We start from the raw sequence: 18,803 nt of genomic DNA on the forward strand, positions 1-18,803 counted from the left end.
GGAGTGAGGTTGCCATCGGCCGGCGACGGCATCAACCAAGGCGGTGCTTGAGCGCCTGGAGTTCGTCCTGCAACGCGGTGGGGAGCTTGTCCCCGATGGTGGCGAACCACTGCTCGATCAGTGGGAGTTCGGCGCGCCACTCGTCGTCGTCGACGTTCAGCGCCTGCTTGATGTCCTCGCGCGGCACGTCTAGGCCGTCGAGCTCGAGAGCCCTCGGGCCGGGAACCCAGCCGATCGGGGTCTGGAACCCGGTGGCGCGACCTTCGACGCGGTCGACGGCCCATTTGAGGATGCGGGCGTTCTCGCTGAATCCCGGCCAGAGGAACCGGCCGTCGTCGCCGCGGCGGAACCAGTTGACGTAGAAGATCTTCGGGAGCTTGGTGGTGTCGGCGTTCTTGCCTGTGTTGATCCAGTGCTGGAAGTAGTCGCCGGCGTGATAGCCAATGAACGGCAGCATCGCCATGGGGTCGCGGCGCACCACGCCGACCTGGCCGGTGGCGGCGGCGGTGGTCTCCGAGGAGAGCGTGGCGCCCATGAAAACGCCGTGCTGCCAGTCGAACGACTCGACGACCAGGGGGACGGTGGTGGCGCGGCGGCCGCCGAAGAAGATCGCCGAGATCGGCACGCCGTCAGGGTCGTCCCACTCGGGGGCGGCGATCGGGCACTGGGCGATCGGTGTGCAGTAGCGGGAGTTGGGGTGTGAGGACGGGTCGGTGGACTCGGGCGTCCAGTCTTCTCGCCGCCACGAGGTGAGGTAGTCCGGCGAGGTGTCGGAGCAGCCCTCCCACCAGACGTCGCCGTCGTCGGTGAGCGCAACGTTGGTGTAGATGGAGTTGCCTTGGGCCAGCGTGAGCATGGCGTTGGGGTTGGTGTTCCAGCCGGTGCCCGGCGCGACGCCGAAGAAGCCGTTCTCGGGGTTGACCGCGTAGAGGCGGCCGTCGTCCCCGAACCGCATCCAGGCGATGTCGTCACCGAGGGTTTCGACTTCCCAGCCCGGAAGTGCGGGATCCAGCATGGCGAGGTTGGTCTTGCCGCACGCCGAAGGGAACGCGGCGGCGATGAAGTGGACCTTGCCCTGTGGTGAGGTGAGTTTGAGGATCAGCATGTGCTCGGCGAGCCAGCCCTCGTCGCGCGCCATCACGCTGGCGATGCGCAGCGAGTAGCACTTCTTGCCGAGCAGGGCGTTGCCCCCGTAGCCGGAGCCGTAGCTCCAGATCATCCGTTCCTCGGGGAACTGGGTGATGTACTTCGTGCGGTCACACGGCCACGGCACGTCGGCCTGGCCGGGCTTGAGGGGTGCGCCAACGGAGTGCAGGCAACGAACGAACTCCGCGTCGTCGCCGAACAGTGCAAGGGCGGCGCTGCCCATGCGGGTCATGATGTGCATCGAGATGACCACGTACTCGGAGTCGGTGATCTCCGCGCCCAGCATGGGATTGTCAGCGGACAACGGGCCCATGCAGAACGGGATGACGTACATGGTGCGGCCGGCCATGCTGCCCCGGTAGTGCTCGGTCATGATGACCTTCATGTCGACCGGGTCCATCCAGTTGTTGGTGGGACCCGAGTCGGCTTCGTCAGCCGAGCAGATGTAGGTGCGGTCCTCCACCCTGGCCACATCGGTGGGATCCGAGGCGCACCAGAACGAGTTGGGCTTGCGGTCCAGCCGAACGAGGGTTCCCGCCTCGACCAGCTTGTCGGTCAGCCGCTGCCATTCCTGCGGTGAGCCGTCGCACCACACCACCTCGTCGGGAGTGGTCAGCGCCGCGACCTCGGACACCCACGCCAGCAACCGCTGGTGTGTGGTCGGCGCCGGGTTCAGGCCGGGAACGGTGGGGGCGGTCATCGTGCGGCTCCTCGGTGCAGTGCGTCTGTCGCGAATTCGGCGATCTGGCGGGTGAGGGTCTCGTCGGCACGCCGGGGCACCTGTTCGCCGGGCGGGGTGGCTGCGGACAGCGCGATCGCACAGGCGCGCTGGACGTCCGGGGTCAGGCGTGCGCGCGGACGCCGGCTGAGCGCGCGCAGCAGCCCCGGAAGGGCCAGCAACGGGTCGCGCGCCGGGTCCGGCACGATCACCGCGGGTGCGGCGTGCCGTGGCCAGGCGAAGCGGCCGCCCCCGCCGACCAGGTTGATCACCGCATCGGCGTCGGCGGCGATGCGGCGCAACGGGAACGCGAGCGCGTCGACGGGGTTCCAGGTGGTGATGTCACGGATTCCGGCGGCCAGCAGGACCGGGTTGAGCAGCGGCATGGTGCCGGCACCCGCGATGACGACCCGGCTGGTCTCCGGCGCTTTGCCGGCGCGCGTCAGCGTGGTGAGCAACGCGGCGGTCAGGGCGATCGCGATGGTGTCCTGGTCGGTGAGGACCGGGACACCGACGAGGGAGTCGCGGGCCCTCTGCTCGCGCTCGGGTGTGGCCCGGACCAGCAGCACGGCGCCCGTGTCAGGCGGCAGGTCGTGCAGTCCGTAGTCGGAGGCGATGACTCGGGTCGGCAGTCCCGCCTCGTCTTCGACGACCGCGGCGTAGCGACGGAGCACCGTCGTGGTCGCGGCGATTCCGCCGACCACTGCGACCACGCAGTCGCTCGATGGCGCGCTCATGGTCAGTGCCCGAGCCCGGAGTTCTCCAGCAGCGCCGAGTCGATCCAGTCGTGGGTGTCGACGCCGTGCTGGGCAGCTCGGTCGAGCAGGTCGCGGATCCGGGCGCTGTGCAGGTGGATTTCGTAGTCGTGGCCGGCCTGCCGGGCTTCCCGCAGGGTCTCCCCAGCTTCGGCGACCTTGGTCCGCAGCGCCGCTTCGAACTCGCTCATCGTCCTCAACATCTCTCCTCGACCGAAGAACTCAATGATCTGCGCACTTAAACAAGTTTGCAAGTGTTGGAGCGTGCGAGTCCGCACACACCCGATCGGGTGGCCCTACAGGTCGTTGCCGGCGTAGGAGAGGTTGAAGCTCTTGTTGGTCAACGGGAAGTCGGGAACGATCGTGTCGGCCAGCGCGACCGGGAGCGCGGGCCAGTTGAAGAAGCTGGGGTCCACGACCTTCACCCGACTCAGCCTCCCGTCGCCGGCGAACTCGACGCGATGCACGATCGTGCCGCGCCATCCCTCGACGATGCCGACACCGGACCGGCCAGTCCTCCTGGCAGTCCGTGCGGTCGCGGCGGTTCGACCGCCCAGCATGTCGATGAGGCTGGTGATCCTGGCGATCGAGGCGACGACTTCCTCCGCCCGCACCAGAAACCGGGACAGGACGTCACCGTTCGTATGAGTGTGGACCGCGCGGGGGAACTCCGAGGACAGGAACGGGTGATCATGTCGGGCGTCGATGGCCAGGCCGCTGGCGCGGGCCACGACGCCCAGCGCGCCGAGGTCAGCGGCCTGGGTCTGACTCAGCAGGGCGGTGCCGGTGAACCGGTCGGCCACGACGGTGTTGGACAGTGCCAGCGCGACGATCTCACCGACGTCGACGCCGATCGCGGCCAGCTCACGCGGGTCAGGAAGTGCGGTGATCGTGGCACCGCCGACGTGGATGGCCCCGCGCAGCAGCCGGTGACCGGTGACGGCGTCGTTGATGCGCAGCAGGCGTTCGCGAACGCGCTGGGCATGGGCGTTGAGCACGCTGTAGGCGACGTCGTTGCACAACGCGCCGATGTCGGTGATGTGGTTGTAGAGCCGTTCGAGCTCGAGCAGGATCGCGCGGATGCGTTGCGCGTCCTCGGGCACGGGCAGACGGTGGGCGTCCTCAACGGCGAGGCAGAAGGCGAGCGTGTGGCCGACGCTGGTGTCACCGCTCACCCGTTCCGCCAGTTCGATCCCGTCCTCCGGGATGCGACCGTGGAACAGCTTTTCGAGTCCTCTGTGGACGAACCAGAGCCGCGCCTTGAGGTTGAGGATCGTCTCGCCGACCACGGAGAACCGGAAGTGGCCCGGTCCGATCATGCCGGCGTGCACCGGCCCGACCGGGATCTCGTAGACGCCTGGTCCCTCCACGGTCCGGAACGGGTAGGGGCCGTCGAGGTCTCCGAACTCCGGCGGGTCGCCCGCGTCGGTGAGCATCGGGTACCAGCCCTGAGGCCAGTGGAAGTGGCGCACCAGCCGTCGCGGTAGCGGGTGGTCAGCAGGCACGATGCCGAACAGGTCGTGCATCTCGCGTTCGAACCGTCCGGCAGCGAACGACAGCCGTGCCAGGCTCGGCACCTCAGGCGCGTCAGGATCCAGCGGGACGTGCAGTTCGAGCCGCCGATCCGGCGCGGCGGCGGTGAACAGGTACACCGCGCGCAGGCGATCTATGTCGTCATGGCCGGCGACCAGCGCGAGCCGGTATCCCTGTGCCAACAGGGAACTGGCGTGCTCGGGCAATTCCGCAGGGGCGAGGGTCGTGATCATCGAGTCACCACCAGGGTGTCAGTGGCCAGGTCCAGCAGTACCGGCAGCGGTCCCGCGGCGACACCGAGCACGGCACACGCGAGCAACCCGCCCGCCAGCGCGATCGGGATCGGCGAGGCCGCCGCGGTGTCCGGAGTGAACAGAGGCGGTCCGAGGAGCATTCGGCTGGTACGGACGATCAGGGCGGCGGCGACCACCAGCACCAGCAGCAGCGCGGCAGCGGTCGGCAAGCCGAGACCGGCGGTGAAGCCGGCGCGGACAATGCCGAGTTCGCTGGCGAACAAGCTGAACGGAGGCAGGCCGATCAGCGCGAACACGCCGAGACCGAACGTCACCGCTAGCGCCGGGTGGCGTGCCAGCAAGCCGCGCACTCCGTCGACCTGGCTGGTGCCGGTGATCTGCAGGACGCGGCCGGCGCCGAGGAACAGCACCGACTTGACCAGCCCGTGGCCGAGGACGTGCAGCAGTGCGGCGGCCAGCGCGAGCGGACTGCCGATCGCGGCGCCGAACGCGACCAGGCCGAGGTGCTCGATGCTGGAGTAGGCCAGCATTCGCTTGTAGTCCCGCTGGGCGATGAGCAGCGACGCGGCCAGCAGCAGTGACGCCAGCGCCATCACGGCGAGCAGCGTGCGGGCGAACCCGGTGCCCAGCGCACCATCGCTGATCACCTTGACGCGCAGGATCGCGTAGAACGCCACTGACAGCAGCACCCCGGACATCAGTGCCGACACCGGCGCCGGTGCTTGGGAGTGCGCGTCCGGCAGCCACGCGTGCAGCGGGGCCAGGCCGGCCTTGGTGCCGAACCCGAGCACCAGCAACATGATCGCGATGCGGGTGACACCGGGATCGAGGCCTGGTGCGTAGGTGGCGAGCGCGGTGAGATCCAGCCCGGCGGTGCCGGGAGCGTGGGCGGCGGCGAAGTTGAGCACGATGGTGCCCAGCAACGCGAGCGCGATACCGGCCGAGCAGATCACCACGTACTTCCACGCCGCTTCCACGGAGGCGCGGGTGCGGCGCTGCCCGACCAGGAACGCGGTGACGATCGTGGTGGCCTCGACCGCCACCCACACCACGCCGAGATTCGCGGCGAGTACCGCCAGCGCCATGGTGGCGAGGAACAGCTGCACGAGCATGCTGTGTCGTGCGGCGGTACGGCCGGTGGCTCGTTCTGCTGTGATCTCCTCCCGCAGATACGACGGGGTCGCGGCGGTGGCGATCAGCCCGACCGAGCCGATCACCAGCAGCATGAACGCCGACAGCGCGTCCACTCGCAACAGCCCGCCCAACGCGGTCAGCGGCCCGGATCGGGTCACCGCGACCGCCAGGAGGATCGCGGCGGTCAGCACAACGCTCGCGCTCAGCGCGCTGATCCACGCGGTGGCGCGTCGCCAGCCGAACAAGAGGTAGGTGAGTGCGCCGAGCACGGGCACTCCCACGGGAACTAGCACAGTCATCAGTCGCGCAACTCCCGCAGTTCGTCGAGGTCGGTGTCGCCGAAGGTCTCCCGCATCCGGGCGGTGAGAATCTGCAGGACCAGCACCGCCAGCAGCACGTCCAGCGACACCCCGAGCTCCACCACGAGGCCCACCCCGGTGGTGGTGAGGAACCCGACCGCGGTGATCCCGTTGTCCATCAACAGAAAGCCGACCAGCTGCGACAGTGCGCGACGCCGGGTCACCAGCACGAAGAACCCGATCAGCACCACGGTCAGCCCGACCGGGATCGCCTGCGTCGCCGCCGAGGACGCCAACGCCACCAACGGCTGCGACACCGCGTAGGCCAGCAGCGTCAGCGCAGCGGCTGCCAACAGCGACGACGCCACGTTCACCAGTGGGCTCGTCTCCCGCTGCGACTCCCCCGCACCTGCCAGGGCCCGGCGCAACAGGTAAGGCAGCAGTCCCGCGCGCAGCACCAGCACTCCCACCGCCACGGCCCACAGCTCCACGGAGTTCTCGTGGGCTGCCAACACACCCACGAGGACGGCAAGTGCGGCACCCTGCAACGCGAACACCCGGATGATCACCGCGAGCTCGCGGAGCCACAGCACCAGCACGGCCGTCAACAACAAGGCACCGCACGCCAGATCCAGCAGCGACACGTACAGGCTCTCGCTCATCGGCATTCTCCTTCAGGCCAGGAAGAACGAGGCCGCGACGGCCAGCAGCGCCAGCACGAACGACCCGGCCAGCAGCTCGGGCACCCGGAACAGCCGCAACTTCGCGACGAACACCTCGCCGGCCGCGAGCAGGACGCCGAGCACACCGACCTTGACGACCAGGGCCAGCACGCCGATCAACAGCGCCGGCGGAGTGGCCGTGGTGGCGATTCCCCACGGTGCGAACAGGTTCGCCAGCAACCCAAGGAACACCGACAGCCGCATCGCCGATGCCAGTTCCACCAGTGCGAGGTCAGGGCCCGCGTACTCCAGCACCATCGCCTCGTGCACCATCGTGAGTTCGAGGTGTGTCGACGGGTTGTCCACCGGCAACCTGCCGGTCTCCGCGATGATCACCACGATCAGGGCGACCGCGGCCAGCAGGCTCACCGGGGAGATCACCCGCGCCGGTTCGTGCAGGGTCGAGGACACGATCGCCGCGAGGTTGGTCGACCCGACCCGCACCGACAACGCGAAGATCGCCACCAGCAGAGTCGGCTCCACCAGCGCGAGAATGGTCATCTCCCGGCTGGCGCCCATCCCGCCGAACGCCGTGCCGGTGTCCAGTCCCGCCAGCGCGAGCGCCACCGCGCCCAGCGCCAGCAACGCCACCACCGCGAACAGATCCGCCGCCGGATCCAGCGCTGAGTCGGTCGTCACGAACGGCGCCACGATCGCGACCACCACAGTCGTGGCCACCAGCACCAGCGGGGCGAGACGGAACACCTCACTCGTGCCGCGCGGAGTGATCGATTCCTTGCGCAGCAGCTTGCGCAGATCACGCCACGGCTGCCAGACCCCGGCGCCCGCCCGGCCCTCCATCCTGGCCCGTACCTGCCGCATCAGCCCGACCAGCAGCGGCGATCCAGCCACGATCAGCACCGGCTGCACGACCCCGCCGACCACCCCGAGCGCGCTCATCGGCTCGTCGCCAAGAGGATCAGCACGCCGCAGACCGTGTAGAAGCCGTAGCCGAGGTAGCGATGCACGCTGCCCGATGCCAGCCCGCGTCCGGCCCGGCCCCACAAGGCGATCAGGCCCAGCACCGGCTGATAGAGGCGCCGCTCGATCCGGTCCGGCACCGTCCTGCGGTATTCCACCGCTCGCACCAGGTACCGGGACTCCTCGTGGTGAGTCACGTCCACGTCCAGCTCCGGCTGCACCACGTCGTCGAACACCCGCTGCAACGGCTCGGCGAACGACGTCGCCGTGTACTCCATCCGCGCTGACATGGGACCCCCGCCGCAGTCCCACAGCCGGGCTTCCCGGCGTGCCCTCCGCACTGCCACCACCCGCACCGCGCCGGCCACCGCGATCATCGCTGCGACGAGCCCGAGCGCGAGCAGCAGCGGCGACAACGCGCCGGTAACGCCGGTCAGCCGCAGCGTCACCTCGCCAGACACCGCGTCCCTGCCTGCCGCGGCCTGCACGGCAGGCAGGATCCCTGCAGGCCAGATGGCGACCACCAGACAAGCGAGCGCCGCAATGCCCATCCCGGCGAGCATGGTGGCCGGGCTCTCGTGCGCGTTCGCCGCGGCCTCGCTGCGCGGTTTCGCCAGGAATCCCACCCCGAACGCCTTCACGAAGGTGGCCACCGCCAACCCGGCGGTCAGCGCCACGGCCGCCACCGCGACCGGCACGGCGATCGCCGCCGCCACCCCGCCTGCGGGCAACCCGTGTACCAACGACTGCAGCAACAGCCACTCCGACACGAACGCCGTCCCCGGCGGCAACGCCGACGCCGCCAGCGCCCCCAGCCCGAACGCGGCCGTGGTCACCGGCATCGTCGGCCGCAACCCGCCCAGCGCATCGAGATCCCGGCTGCCGGTGGCGTGCAGAACCGACCCCGCCGCCAGGAACAACAACGTCTTGAACGCCGCGTGGCCGACCACGTGCACCAGTGCGGCGGTCAGGGCGAGCCCGGCCAGAACACGATCCCCGGAGGAGGCGAACAACCCGGCCGCGCCGACTCCGACCAGCACCAGGCCCATGTTCTCCGTCGTCGACTGCCCCAGCAGCCGCTTCAGGTCCGAGCTCATCGCTGCGTGCAGGATCCCGTACACGGCCGACACCGTGCCCAGTGCGAGCACGAGCAGCCACCACCACGCCACACCACCGCCGAGCAGGTCCACCCCGACCCGCACCAGCCCGTACACCCCGAGGTTCACCATCGCCGCCGACATCAACGCCGACACGTGGCTCGGCGCTTCCGGATGTGCGCGCGGCAGCCAGGCATGCAGCGGCACGATCCCCGCCTTGGACGCGAATCCCGCCAGCGTCGCCACGAACACGACCGCCGCCACGGCGGGAGAGAGGCGCGGACCTGCTTCGCGCAGCGCGGTGAACGAGTCGTCGCCGGTGTGCGCGACGAACACCATCAGTCCAATCAGGACGGACATGAAGCCCAGATGCGTCATCACCGCGTACCACCGGCCCGCCGAGGCCACCTGCGGGCCACGCCGGTGCTCGGCGACCACCAGCACCAGCGACGCCAGCGCCATCAGTTCCCAGCACACCAGCAACGTGCCCACGTTCGCCGCGGCGGGCACCAGCACCATCACCACCACGAACAGCGGCAGCGCCATCTGCACACCACGTGCCCGCAGATCCGCAGTGTCCGCATAGGACATCCCATAGATCCCGGCGGCCACCGCGACACCACCGGTCACCGCCACGAACAACCCACCCAGCGGATCCAGCGCCAGCGACACTCCGGACAGCGGCAACAACCCAGGCAGCACAACAGAAAACGACTCCCCGGCCAGCGCCGCGGCTCCCGCGACCGTCGCCACCACACCCGTCAACGCCGTTCCCGCGCCCAACACGACCGTCCGCGCCGGGACGACGAATCCAGCCAATGCGGTCAACAGCCCGATGGCCACCACCGCGGCCACACCTGTCGCGGCGAGGTTCATCGGCCGGTCAGCTTCCGAAGTCCCTCGATGATCGCCTCCGGCCGCGGCGGACACCCGGCGATCTCCAGGTCGACCGGCACCACGTCGCGCACCGCACCGGCCACCCCGTAGGCACCGGCGAACACTCCGCAGTTGCGTGCACAGTCCCCCACCGCCACCACCAGCTTCGGCGCTGGGACCGCGTCGAACGTACGCCGCAGCGGCTCGGCCATGTTCCGCGTCACCACACCGGTCACCAGCAACGCGTCCGCGTGCCGAGGCGAAGCGACCAGCCGCGCCCCATAGCGCTCACCGTCGTAGACCGGCCCGAACGCCGATCCGATCTCGACCTCGCAGCCGTTGCACGATCCCGCGTCGACGTGCCGGATCTGCACCGACCCGCCCAGCACCGCCGCCTGCGCCGGTCGGTCGCCCACGGGCAGCGGCGGCGCAGGTTCGGCCACTCGCCCGGTCCGGCGGATCTTGCGCCACAAACTCAGCACGCTGTTTGCTCCCGCGGTGGAGTCGGTAGTTCGTAGGAGGGTGTGGCCACCCCGCCTCCGGTGAGGGGCACGGGGTGACCACGGCTCAACCGCCGCGCGGCACCGGCAGGCTGGCGGTGCGGAGGTCCTCGAGCAGTTCGACCTTCCCGGACAGCACGGCCGAGAGGATCCGCCGTGCCACGACCAGCAGCTCGGCCACGTGCGGGCTGGTCAGCGAGTAGTAGACGGTCGCGCCCTCTTTGCGGGTGGTGACCAGGCCGGCCCGGCGCAGCACCGCCAGCTGCTGGGAGAGGTTCGCGGGCTCGACACCCACCTGCGGCACCATCTCCGCGACCGCGTGCTCACGCCTGCCGAGCAGCTCCAGCACCCGGATCCGTGCCGGATGCCCCAGTGTCTTGAAGAACTCCGCCTTGAGCTGGTACAGCGGCTTGCTCATCCGCTCACCCTCCTTGCTCATGCGAAGCCCGACAGCTGGTCGCATGCTTCAACACTTGCTAACCTTAGCAAGTGTTGAAGGCCGCACAACCCGACAGGACCACACCGTGACCGGAACTCCCGACCAGCTGAGAGTTCTCGTCGCCGACGCCTCCCCGTTCTTCCGGGACACGCTGCGGGACGTTCTCCAGGGCGCCGACGACATCGATGTCGTCGCGGTCGCGGGAACAGCGGACGACGCGATCCGGCTGGCGGAACAGCACCTGCCGGACGTCGCCGTGGTGGACGTACACCTGTCCGGCGACGGCTTGCACGCCATCCGCCGCATTCATCAACGGGTGCCGGCCATCAGGCTCGTCGCGTTGTGCGGCTTCATCGACGCCCCGTCCGAGTCCGAACTCGCAGAACTCGGCGTGGTCGAGTACGTCATCAAGGGCGTGCCGAACCGCAGGATCATCGCGGCCATCCACCGAGCGGCCGAGGAGAACGCGGACCGATGACACTGCGTGGAACCAGACCCAATCCGGCCCAGTGGCTGTGGTACGCGGTCGGCGGACGACTGCCACAACGATGCAACCCGTGGGTGCTGCACGACGTCACCTGCCGCACGTGGGCGGTACGGCACTTCGTTCGCGGCTTCGTCCAGATGTCGCCGATCCTGCTGCTGCTCCTGCTACCCGGACCGCTCTACATCCGAATCCTGTCGATCCTGCTCGGCATGTTCGTCGGCTACTTCTACTCGATGACCTACATGTGGCACACCACCGAGCAACGCCTCGTCAAACAAGGCTTTCCGCGCGGCCTCGGCGAGCAGACCCGCCGAGCCAAACATGCTGAGACTGACGCGCGCGCCAAAGCCGCCTACGAACGGCTTTACCGCGGCAACTCCTGAACCAACAGGTGAAGTACCTCTACTGCTTGGGCGACGCTGCGCCGTCCGCGCGTGACGGCTGTTGCTGGCCACCCCGGCTGAACACCGTCACGAGGCTGAGTCGCGGACCCAGGTACGACATGTCGTTCGAGTCCAGGTCAGGCTGGATGAAGTGCTTGCGGACGAACTCGTCCATGAGTTCCTCAGCGATCTTCCGATCGCCGACGCGGCCGGCGTCACGCCGCTGCTTGGCGAACGCTTCGATCGCGGACACCCTGAGCGAACTCCGCCGACGGTCGAACTCGTCGGGAACCACGGGCGGGGTCACCGGTGTGACCTGCAGGAGTTCCCGGAACGGAACCGACACATCGATCCGGGGACTGTCGCTGCGGCGCACGTGCAGCCGAACTGTCCACTCGACACGGTCGCGCTCGACGACGATCCGTGCCGAGACGAGTTCGGGTCCGGTGGCCGCGGCGCGCACTGGGAGTGTCAGACGCAGGTCTGCCGATCCCAGCTCGGCCACAAGGGTGTGAGTAGTGCGCGGCTGGCTCGGTGAGCGGACACGCATGTCGCGACCGCGACCGCCCAGCTGAGGAAGAACAGGATGGCCGGTCCTGTCAGTGCGTCGGAGGTCCGGCTCGTGGCGATGTCGTAGGCGGGAACCGCGACGAACAGCAGTTGCACTCCCACCGCGAGGAACGCCGCGGGCCGCCACAGCTGAGGATCAAGAGGTGCCTGGTGCCGGAGCCACAGGCGCAGCACCACCGCTGCGATGGCCACGGGCGCCAACGAAATCACCGTCGGCCAGATGCTTCCGTCTCCGGCCGTCACAACGATCATCGTGCACAGCAACAACTGCAGCGCCGGCAGGACGACGGAGAACACGGTGATGTGCCGCTGACTGCGTGACCAGCGTTCGCGCAGAGCCGCTTCTGCGGCTTCGTCAAGACTCACTGCGATCTCGCTGCTTGGTGTCCTTAGGTGGTTTGACGAACCACAGCCACAACATGCTGACGCCGGTCACGGCAAGTCCGAGCGAGTCCGTCCAATGGCCGGTGAACTCGCCGTCGAACCACACCAGCACCCAACCGAGGGCCGCAGGCAGCTGCACGTACCAGTAGCGGCGCGGGATCGCTGCGAAGGACAGCAGCACGAGCGCTGCCCAGATCAGTGTCGGGTTCAGCGACTCCATCACGGTTGCTCCCGAACAGGCCTCTCAGGCTGCCCTGTGGGTAGTCCGTCCGGTGGCTCGACGCTCAACGCCTTCGCCACGGGCACGTCCGTCGACGAGTGCAGGACGATCGACAATGCGATGGTGATCGCGACCAGGTCGAACACGTGCTCGCCGGCGGGTATCCCTGCTTGCAGCACGAGGAGCCCGTAGACCACGGACGCGAAACCCTTGGGGCCGAACCACGCGGCCACGGACCGTTCGCGTGCGGGCAGCGGCGTGCGCAGCAGCGACAGCATCATCGCCGCCGGACGTACGAGCAGGATCGCGATGATCGCGACCGCCCAGTCCCCCACGCTCAGGTGCGAGATGCGCTCGGGCGTGATCAGTGCGCCGAAGACGAGCAGGGCGGCGAACTTGGTGATCTCGGAGAGCAGGTCGCCGAAGTGCTCGAAGTGTTCTGCCGCGACACGGTCCAGCGTCGCAATGGTCGATCCAGCGGCGAACGCTGCGAGGTAGGGGTTGGCGTGGGTGAGGTGGCAGGTCGCGTACAGCATCACCGCGATCGCCAAAGGGCCGAGCGCCTGCAGCCGCGGTTCGGCGGTGAAGATCCGCAACCGCCACGCCAGCACCACGATCGCGGGGATCACGACGCCCAGTGCGAGTCCTGCGGCCAGTTCGATGCCGATGGTGAGGAAGTCGGTGTCCCTATTAGCCGCGGTGGCCAGGAAGATCAGCACGAACGGCAGGGCCAGACCGTCGTTGAGCCCGGACTCGACGTTGAGCAGGCGCCGCAACCGCATCGGCACGTCGGTGCGGCCGACGATGGCGGAGGCGAACACCGGGTCGGTCGGCGAGAGGATCGCGCCGATCAGGAACGAGGTCGTCCAGTCCAGGCCGGTGAGGAAGTGCGTCGGCACGGCGATGCCGACCATGGTCAGCGGCATGGCCAGGCCCAGCGCCCTGCCCGAGAGCCGCCACCCCTGTTTCAGGTCGGGCAGGCCCGCTCGCTGGCCGTCGGTGAACAGAACCGTGAACAGTGCGAGATCAGCCAGAACGGTGACGAACGCGCTGTTGGACGGAATGTCGACGAGCCCGAGACCACCCTGCCCGATCAACGCTCCGGCGACTAGAAACATCAACGCGGTCGACAGGATCGTGCGAGCGGCGAGACCGGACAGCGAGACGCTGATCAGCAGGACCAGACCGAATGCGAGCACCAGCGCCATCGACGAACCCCGTCCACGTCAGCCACACCCACCACGGTCTCGTGATGGGCATTGCCGACCAGACTTCCCGGCGCACCGCGCGCAAAGATGCCGCAAAGGTCCGCTCAAAGCAAACCGAAAGGTCTCGACAAGAACTGAACATGTGTTTAGTGTTTTGAACATGCGTTCAGCCTCTGACCTGACTGCGCGGGCTCGCATCCGCGACGCGGCGCTGGCCCGGTTCGGCACCGACGGCATTGCCGGCACCTCGGTCCGCGCGGTGGCTGCGGACGCCGGGGTCTCACCGGCGCTGGTCGTGCATCACTTCGGTTCCAAGGAAGGACTGCGGCAGGCGTGCGACGACTACGTCCTCGACTCGATCCGCAGCGGCGGCGAGGCGTCTGTCGAGGCCTTGGACGAGATTCTGCAGGCGGCAACACCGGTTCGGCGTTACTTGGCGAGGGCGTTGCTCGACGACACGCCCGCGGCCGGTGCTCTGTTCGCCGAGATCGTCGAACGCACCGAGGCGTGGCTCGCGACCGGCGAAGAGGAAGGCTGGGTGCGTGCTTCAGCAGACGCCAGGGCACGGGCGGTCACCTACGTGTCGTGGTTGCTGGCACCCCTGGTGCTCGGCGACCAGGTGGGTCGTCTGCTGGGCGGCGACCCCGCCGAGACCGCCACGGCGGTGCGCGGAGCCCGTGCCGGTCTGGAGATGTTGACTCACGGCCTGTTCGCCGATGACCGCTGGCTGAAGGCGTTCACCGACATCAATGAGAGGACGCGGCCGTGAAGGTCTTACTGGTCGCCCATGGCACACGCGGAGACGTACAGCCGCTGCTCGCGTTGGCGGTGGCGCTCAAGAAGGCGGGTCACAAGGCGCTGCTGGCCGCACCGGAATCGTTCGCTTCCAGCGTGCTGACGCAGGACGTCGACTTCGCGCCCTTGGACAACGGCCCCAACAGGTTGCTCGAAGATCCGCTGATGACGGAGGCGATCGAGGGCGGGTATCGCGGCATCCGCGGCAAGATCACCGCTCTGTCGACCATCAAGCGCATCAAGCCGTTGATGGCCGACGTGCTGCGCGATGTCGGCGCGGTCGCGCGATCCAGTAGTGCTGACATCGTGGTTCACACGCCGAGCGTGCCCGCACAACACGCGGCCGAGATGCTCGGCGTTCCCGCGGTCCTCGCCGCGCTGCAACCCGGTTGGGTGCCGACGTCGGAGTTCCCGTGCCCGATGGTGCCGCTCCCCCGGCTGCCCCGGTTCCTCAATCGGGCGACCTACCTGACCGTGTCGGCGACCCTGCGTGCCTACTCCGGCATCGTCAACACGTGGCGTACCAACGACCTCGGTCTGCCACGCGGTCAGGGCCCCCGTCAGGCGCACGTTCTGCAGGCGTTCAGCGCTCTCGTCACGCCGGTCGATCCCGAGTGGCCGCGCTCGGTGCACACCACCGGTTTCTGGTACCTGCCAAGGGAAGCGAGCTGGTCGCCGGACGCGGCCTTGCAAGCCTTTCTGAACACTGGCCAGGCACCGGTCTACATCGGGTTCGGCAGCATGGCGGGACGCGACGCTCAACGCACCGGTGACATCGTCGCCGAGGCCGCGAGAGCGGCCGGAGTGCGCGCGATCGTCGCCACCGGATGGGGCGGACTCGCTGCGCGCTCGTCGGACGATCTCCTGGTGATCGACCAGGTGCCGCACGACTGGTTGTTCAGCCAGATGCGCGCGGTGGTGCATCACGGCGGCGGAGGCACAACCGCAGCAGCACTCGTAGCGGGCGTGCCGCAGGTCGTGTGCCCGTTCGTCGCGGATCAACCGCACTGGGCTCAGCGGATGCACGCGGTCGGTGTCGCACCAGAACCCGTGCCGTACAAGAAACTCGCCGTCGACACGCTGGCCGACGCGATCACGCAAGCCCCGGCACTGCGAAAGCGCGCGGAAGAGGTCGGAGGGCAGATACGAGCCGAGAACGGCGTCGACGCCGCCGTGTACGAGCTGGAGAGGATCCACAATGGACGTGGCTGATCGCGTCGCCAAGACGTTTCGCATGACCGACGAGGCATGGCAGAGGCACGCCAACCCGTGGAGTGTGTGGACGCGGTTCGCCGCGATTCCCCTGATGCTGCTGGCGATCTGGAGCCGCACCTGGATCGGCTGGTGGAGCCTCGTACCCGTCGCGGCCGTCATCGTCTGGCTCTTCGTCAACCCGAGGGCATTTCCCCCAGTGCGTGAACCACGCAGCTGGGCCGCACGCGGCATCTACGGCGAACGCGCCTGGCTGGAGGACCGCGACCTCGTGCCACCGGATCATCGACAGGTCCTGCGCCTGCTGGTCACGCTGGGCATCGTCGGCTTCGGCCTGATCGTGTGGGGTCTGGTCGCACTCTCGGTGTGGCCGACGATCTTCGGCACGACACTGGTCGTGGTGGCACAGCTGTGGCGGATCGACCGCTTCGGCTGGCTGTGGGAGCGCCATCAGGCTCACCGGTCCTGATCGGCGTTGCGCCACCACAGCGCCGTCGCGACCACTCCCGCCGCTCCGACGAGAACCACTAGGGCCACGCCGAGCCAGCCTGGCGATCCGGCGTCCGGTCCGGCCAGCCCGCTGAACAACGCCGGTACCGACCAGGGGAAGTACTGGCCATAACCAAGGGCGGCAACGACCTGCGCGCTGAAGATCGCGGCCATCAACACCCCGACACCAGGCAGATAGCCGCGGCCGGCACTGGACGCGAGAGCGACCGGCGTCGTGAGCAGCACCGTCATCACCGCGGTCACAGCGATCGTCGCCACGCTGGACATCACGAGGTCCGCAGACCATCCCGGCAGGCCGAGCACCATGCCGATCACCAGACCGAACACCACCAATTGCACGGTCAGGGCAAGGCACCACGCGCCCGCCACGACGAACTTCGCCAACACGATCGTGGTCCGCGCACTCGGCAGAGCCAGCAGATCCTTCACGGTGTTCTGGCTGAACTCCCGGCCGAACAACCACACCGACACCATGCCGAACACCAGCATCCCGCCGACGGCCGTCGTCTGCGCCAGGAAGCCCAGGTACGTCGGCCAGTCCGCATCCCGGCCGACCAGCGCGGCCTTGGTGCCGATCAGCCCGAGTGAACGAGCCCGGTCCTGGTCCTGCAGGATGAACATGAACAGCCCGCCCACCGCCGCGGCGACGGTGAACGCGAGTGCGGTGATCCACGGGACGCGGGATCGGCGGGCCTTGAGGATCTCGGTCGCCAGTACGTTGATCACGACTCCACCACCCGCAGGAAGAACGTCTCGAGATCGTCCTGTTCCACGACGAGCCGGGTCGGCGGGCAACCCGCCTGCACCAGCATGGTGGCGACCATGTCAGGCTGCTCGAGCGCGCGGCCGTCGGTCAGGGTCAGGCCGTCCCGTTCCGTCCTTATCGGACTGAAACCCGCCGCGACCAGCGCTCGTTCGGCAGCGGCTCGGTCCCGTGCCGAGACGCTCAGCCGTCGGCGCGCGTGCGCGTCGAGTTCGCTCGCGTCGAGTTCGCGGACGAGCCGGCCGCGGTGGATGACGCCGATGCGGGTTGCCAGGCGCGCGACCTCGGTGAGGATGTGGCTGGACAGCACCACGCTCACGCCGTGCTCCTGGCTCAACTCGTGCAGCAGGTCGCGGATCTCGGCGACACCGGCCGGGTCGAGGCCGTTCGCGGGCTCGTCGAGGATCAGCAGTTCCGGCCGGTGCAGCAGGGCTTTGGCCAGGCCGAGCCGTTGTGCGTTGCCCAGCGACAACGTTCCCGCCCGCTGGTCGGCGTACGCGGTCAACCTCAAGCGCTCCACGACCTCGTCGACGTGATGGTGCCCGCGCAGTGCGCGCAGGCGGGCCGCCACGGCGAGGTTCTCCTTGACCGTGAGCTCCGGATACGCCGCCGGCGTCTCCACCAGATAACCCACGCGCGACCACGCGGCGTGCGCGCCCGGCCGCACCTGCGATCCCAGCACTGCAACGGATCCGCCGGTAGGTCGCACCATGCCGAGCAGCATGCGGATCGTCGTCGTCTTGCCCGCCCCGTTGAGCCCGAGCAACGCGTAGATCTCGCCTGCGTTGATGTGCAAGGAGACGTCGTCCACTGCCGCGAGATCGCCGTAGCGCTTGGTCAGGCCACGAGCGTCGATCACCGGCGTCACTGGTCTGCGACCTTGACGCACCGCACCGTGCGCTCGATCTCCGACACAGGCAACGAACGCCCTGACGGTGTGATGTATCGCTCGGTGAACTCAGGTGGACCCAGCTGTTCGACCTCGGCCCACCCGTAGGGCGCGAGAAACCCTGCGACTTCCTCGGGAAGAAGCCCGAACTTCCACACACGGCGCTTCACGACGAACTCGCGGTAGGCGGCCTCGCCGCCGAACAGCGCGGTGCCGTCGAGGAAGTCCTTGCGCACGAACGTGAACACCAGCTCGCTGCCTGCAGGCGCATGGACGAGGAACCCAAACGTCGCACGTACTGCCTCTTCGGTGAGGTACTGGGTGACCGCTTCCCAGATGAAGAGCGTCCGCAGTTCGGCGTCGTAGCCGTGCTCGGCAAGCACCTCGTCGAGGTGCTGACTTTCGAAGTCGATCGGAACGAGGCTGAGGTTCGGCGGCACCTCACCGAAGATCGCACGCAACCGGCCGCGCTTGCTCTCGATGTTGGCCGGAAGGTCGACCTCGAACACTCGCTCGTGACGGAGCCGGCACCCGCGTGTGTCGAACCCGGCGCCCAGGACGACCACCGCGTCGGCATCGGTGGCAGCGAGACGGTCGTCGATGTACCGCTTGCGGCACAACATGCTGGCCCACAGGCCTGGGATTTTCTTCTCCGTCGCCGCGATGAGTGCGCTCCGCACCGGGCGCCAGCGAGCCGCAGCCGCGACCAGACGCCCGGAAGCAGGAAGAATGCGTGCTGCCAAATCGTCTCGGACGACCGGATGAGCGTCGTACTGGTCCGCTGCGGCGATGACCATCGGGCCGATTGCCGTGCCTGCGACTGCCGTGTCCATGGAAGCTCCTGCACCTAGACGTCGTTGAACGACGCCGACCAGGCTTCCCGGCTCACCTGTGAGCACTGTACAGCCTGGCGGCCACCGAAATCGGGAACCTCGCCAGCAGGACTCAGTCCTCCACCGTCTGCGCGAACGAAGGTTCTTACGGAGTG

The 18,803-nt window shown here is 68.5% G+C and carries 22 protein-coding genes; 5 read left to right on the plus strand and 17 right to left on the minus strand.

Annotated elements, in window-relative coordinates; genetic code table 11:
* Positions 1–31: 31 nt before the first annotated feature.
* The 10 genes from OG205_RS09940 to OG205_RS09985 all read right to left on the minus strand — a co-directional run bounded on the left by OG205_RS09940 (position 32) and on the right by OG205_RS09985 (position 10,373).
* Complete coding sequence (locus OG205_RS09940) at positions 32–1,846, minus strand: phosphoenolpyruvate carboxykinase (GTP) (RefSeq protein ID WP_319973797.1); 1,815 nt, start codon at positions 1,844–1,846, stop codon at positions 32–34.
* Positions 1,843–2,601 (minus strand): hypothetical protein, encoded by a 759-nt coding sequence (locus tag OG205_RS09945; RefSeq protein ID WP_319973798.1) that lies wholly within the window; start codon positions 2,599–2,601, stop codon positions 1,843–1,845. Before OG205_RS09945 ends, OG205_RS09940 begins: the two co-directional genes overlap by 4 nt.
* Positions 2,602–2,603: 2 nt before the next feature.
* Entirely contained in the window at positions 2,604–2,810 is a 207-nt protein-coding gene (locus OG205_RS09950) for a hypothetical protein (protein WP_319973799.1), read from the minus strand.
* Positions 2,811–2,915: 105 nt separating this feature from the next.
* A complete protein-coding gene (locus OG205_RS09955; protein ID WP_319973800.1) occupies positions 2,916–4,385 on the minus strand; it encodes a hydrogenase large subunit in 1,470 nt (489 codons plus the stop codon).
* Positions 4,382–5,839, minus strand: a complete 1,458-nt coding sequence (locus OG205_RS09960) for a proton-conducting transporter transmembrane domain-containing protein (RefSeq protein WP_319973801.1) — start codon at positions 5,837–5,839, stop codon at positions 4,382–4,384. Before OG205_RS09960 ends, OG205_RS09955 begins: the two co-directional genes overlap by 4 nt.
* On the minus strand, positions 5,839–6,501 hold the full coding sequence (locus tag OG205_RS09965) for a hypothetical protein (protein WP_319973802.1): 663 nt from the start codon (positions 6,499–6,501) through the stop codon (positions 5,839–5,841). Before OG205_RS09965 ends, OG205_RS09960 begins: the two co-directional genes overlap by 1 nt.
* 12 nt (positions 6,502–6,513) lie before the next feature.
* Complete coding sequence (locus tag OG205_RS09970) at positions 6,514–7,461, minus strand: respiratory chain complex I subunit 1 family protein (protein ID WP_319973803.1); 948 nt, start codon at positions 7,459–7,461, stop codon at positions 6,514–6,516.
* On the minus strand, positions 7,458–9,455 hold the full coding sequence (locus OG205_RS09975) for a proton-conducting transporter transmembrane domain-containing protein (protein ID WP_330275911.1): 1,998 nt from the start codon (positions 9,453–9,455) through the stop codon (positions 7,458–7,460). Before OG205_RS09975 ends, OG205_RS09970 begins: the two co-directional genes overlap by 4 nt.
* Positions 9,452–9,937 (minus strand): NADH-quinone oxidoreductase subunit B family protein, encoded by a 486-nt coding sequence (locus OG205_RS09980; protein WP_319973805.1) that lies wholly within the window; start codon positions 9,935–9,937, stop codon positions 9,452–9,454. The genes OG205_RS09975 and OG205_RS09980 overlap by 4 nt, the downstream gene beginning before the upstream one ends.
* Before the next feature lie 85 nt (positions 9,938–10,022).
* Positions 10,023–10,373 (minus strand): ArsR/SmtB family transcription factor, encoded by a 351-nt coding sequence (locus tag OG205_RS09985; protein WP_319973806.1) that lies wholly within the window; start codon positions 10,371–10,373, stop codon positions 10,023–10,025.
* Positions 10,374–10,479: 106 nt separating this feature from the next.
* Between OG205_RS09985 and OG205_RS09990 the strand changes: the two genes are divergently transcribed.
* Together OG205_RS09990 and OG205_RS09995 are read left to right on the plus strand one after the other, a co-directional pair.
* On the plus strand, positions 10,480–10,872 hold the full coding sequence (locus tag OG205_RS09990; protein ID WP_319973807.1) for a response regulator: 393 nt from the start codon (positions 10,480–10,482) through the stop codon (positions 10,870–10,872).
* On the plus strand, positions 10,869–11,264 hold the full coding sequence (locus OG205_RS09995; RefSeq protein WP_319973808.1) for a DUF5313 domain-containing protein: 396 nt from the start codon (positions 10,869–10,871) through the stop codon (positions 11,262–11,264). The genes OG205_RS09990 and OG205_RS09995 overlap by 4 nt, the downstream gene beginning before the upstream one ends.
* Positions 11,265–11,283: 19 nt before the next feature.
* Here OG205_RS09995 and OG205_RS10000 read toward each other — a convergent pair whose 3' ends face one another.
* The 4 genes from OG205_RS10000 to OG205_RS10015 are packed head-to-tail and all read right to left on the minus strand — an operon-like array spanning position 11,284 to position 13,646.
* Complete coding sequence (locus OG205_RS10000) at positions 11,284–11,769, minus strand: hypothetical protein (RefSeq protein WP_330275912.1); 486 nt, start codon at positions 11,767–11,769, stop codon at positions 11,284–11,286.
* A complete protein-coding gene (locus OG205_RS10005) occupies positions 11,736–12,200 on the minus strand; it encodes a hypothetical protein (RefSeq protein ID WP_330275913.1) in 465 nt (154 codons plus the stop codon). Before OG205_RS10005 ends, OG205_RS10000 begins: the two co-directional genes overlap by 34 nt.
* A complete protein-coding gene (locus OG205_RS10010; protein WP_330275914.1) occupies positions 12,190–12,441 on the minus strand; it encodes a hypothetical protein in 252 nt (83 codons plus the stop codon). Before OG205_RS10010 ends, OG205_RS10005 begins: the two co-directional genes overlap by 11 nt.
* Positions 12,438–13,646 carry a cation:proton antiporter gene (locus OG205_RS10015; RefSeq protein WP_319973811.1) on the minus strand — a complete coding sequence of 403 codons (1,209 nt, stop codon included), beginning with the start codon at positions 13,644–13,646 and terminating at the stop codon, positions 12,438–12,440. Before OG205_RS10015 ends, OG205_RS10010 begins: the two co-directional genes overlap by 4 nt.
* Before the next feature lie 160 nt (positions 13,647–13,806).
* Here OG205_RS10015 and OG205_RS10020 point away from each other — a divergent pair, with 160 nt between their 5' ends.
* The 3 genes from OG205_RS10020 to OG205_RS10030 are packed head-to-tail and all read left to right on the plus strand — an operon-like array spanning position 13,807 to position 16,122.
* Entirely contained in the window at positions 13,807–14,415 is a 609-nt protein-coding gene (locus tag OG205_RS10020) for a TetR/AcrR family transcriptional regulator (protein WP_319973812.1), read from the plus strand.
* Complete coding sequence (locus tag OG205_RS10025; RefSeq protein WP_330275915.1) at positions 14,412–15,653, plus strand: glycosyltransferase; 1,242 nt, start codon at positions 14,412–14,414, stop codon at positions 15,651–15,653. The genes OG205_RS10020 and OG205_RS10025 overlap by 4 nt, the downstream gene beginning before the upstream one ends.
* Entirely contained in the window at positions 15,640–16,122 is a 483-nt protein-coding gene (locus tag OG205_RS10030; protein WP_330275916.1) for a DUF6653 family protein, read from the plus strand. The genes OG205_RS10025 and OG205_RS10030 overlap by 14 nt, the downstream gene beginning before the upstream one ends.
* Here OG205_RS10030 and OG205_RS10035 read toward each other — a convergent pair.
* The 3 genes from OG205_RS10035 to OG205_RS10045 are packed head-to-tail and all read right to left on the minus strand — an operon-like array spanning position 16,110 to position 18,648.
* A complete protein-coding gene (locus tag OG205_RS10035; protein ID WP_330275917.1) occupies positions 16,110–16,889 on the minus strand; it encodes an ABC transporter permease in 780 nt (259 codons plus the stop codon). The genes OG205_RS10030 and OG205_RS10035 overlap by 13 nt on opposite strands.
* The gene (locus tag OG205_RS10040; RefSeq protein WP_330275918.1) at positions 16,886–17,794 is read right to left on the minus strand and encodes an ABC transporter ATP-binding protein; all 909 of its coding nucleotides are present in this window, start codon (positions 17,792–17,794) and stop codon (positions 16,886–16,888) included. Before OG205_RS10040 ends, OG205_RS10035 begins: the two co-directional genes overlap by 4 nt.
* Positions 17,791–18,648 carry an SAM-dependent methyltransferase gene (locus OG205_RS10045; RefSeq protein WP_330275919.1) on the minus strand — a complete coding sequence of 286 codons (858 nt, stop codon included), beginning with the start codon at positions 18,646–18,648 and terminating at the stop codon, positions 17,791–17,793. Before OG205_RS10045 ends, OG205_RS10040 begins: the two co-directional genes overlap by 4 nt.
* Positions 18,649–18,803 lie beyond the last annotated feature (155 nt).

The sequence above is a fragment of the Lentzea sp. NBC_00516 genome, from assembly GCF_036346835.1.
GTDB classification, from domain to species: Bacteria; Actinomycetota; Actinomycetes; order Mycobacteriales; family Pseudonocardiaceae; genus Lentzea; species Lentzea sokolovensis.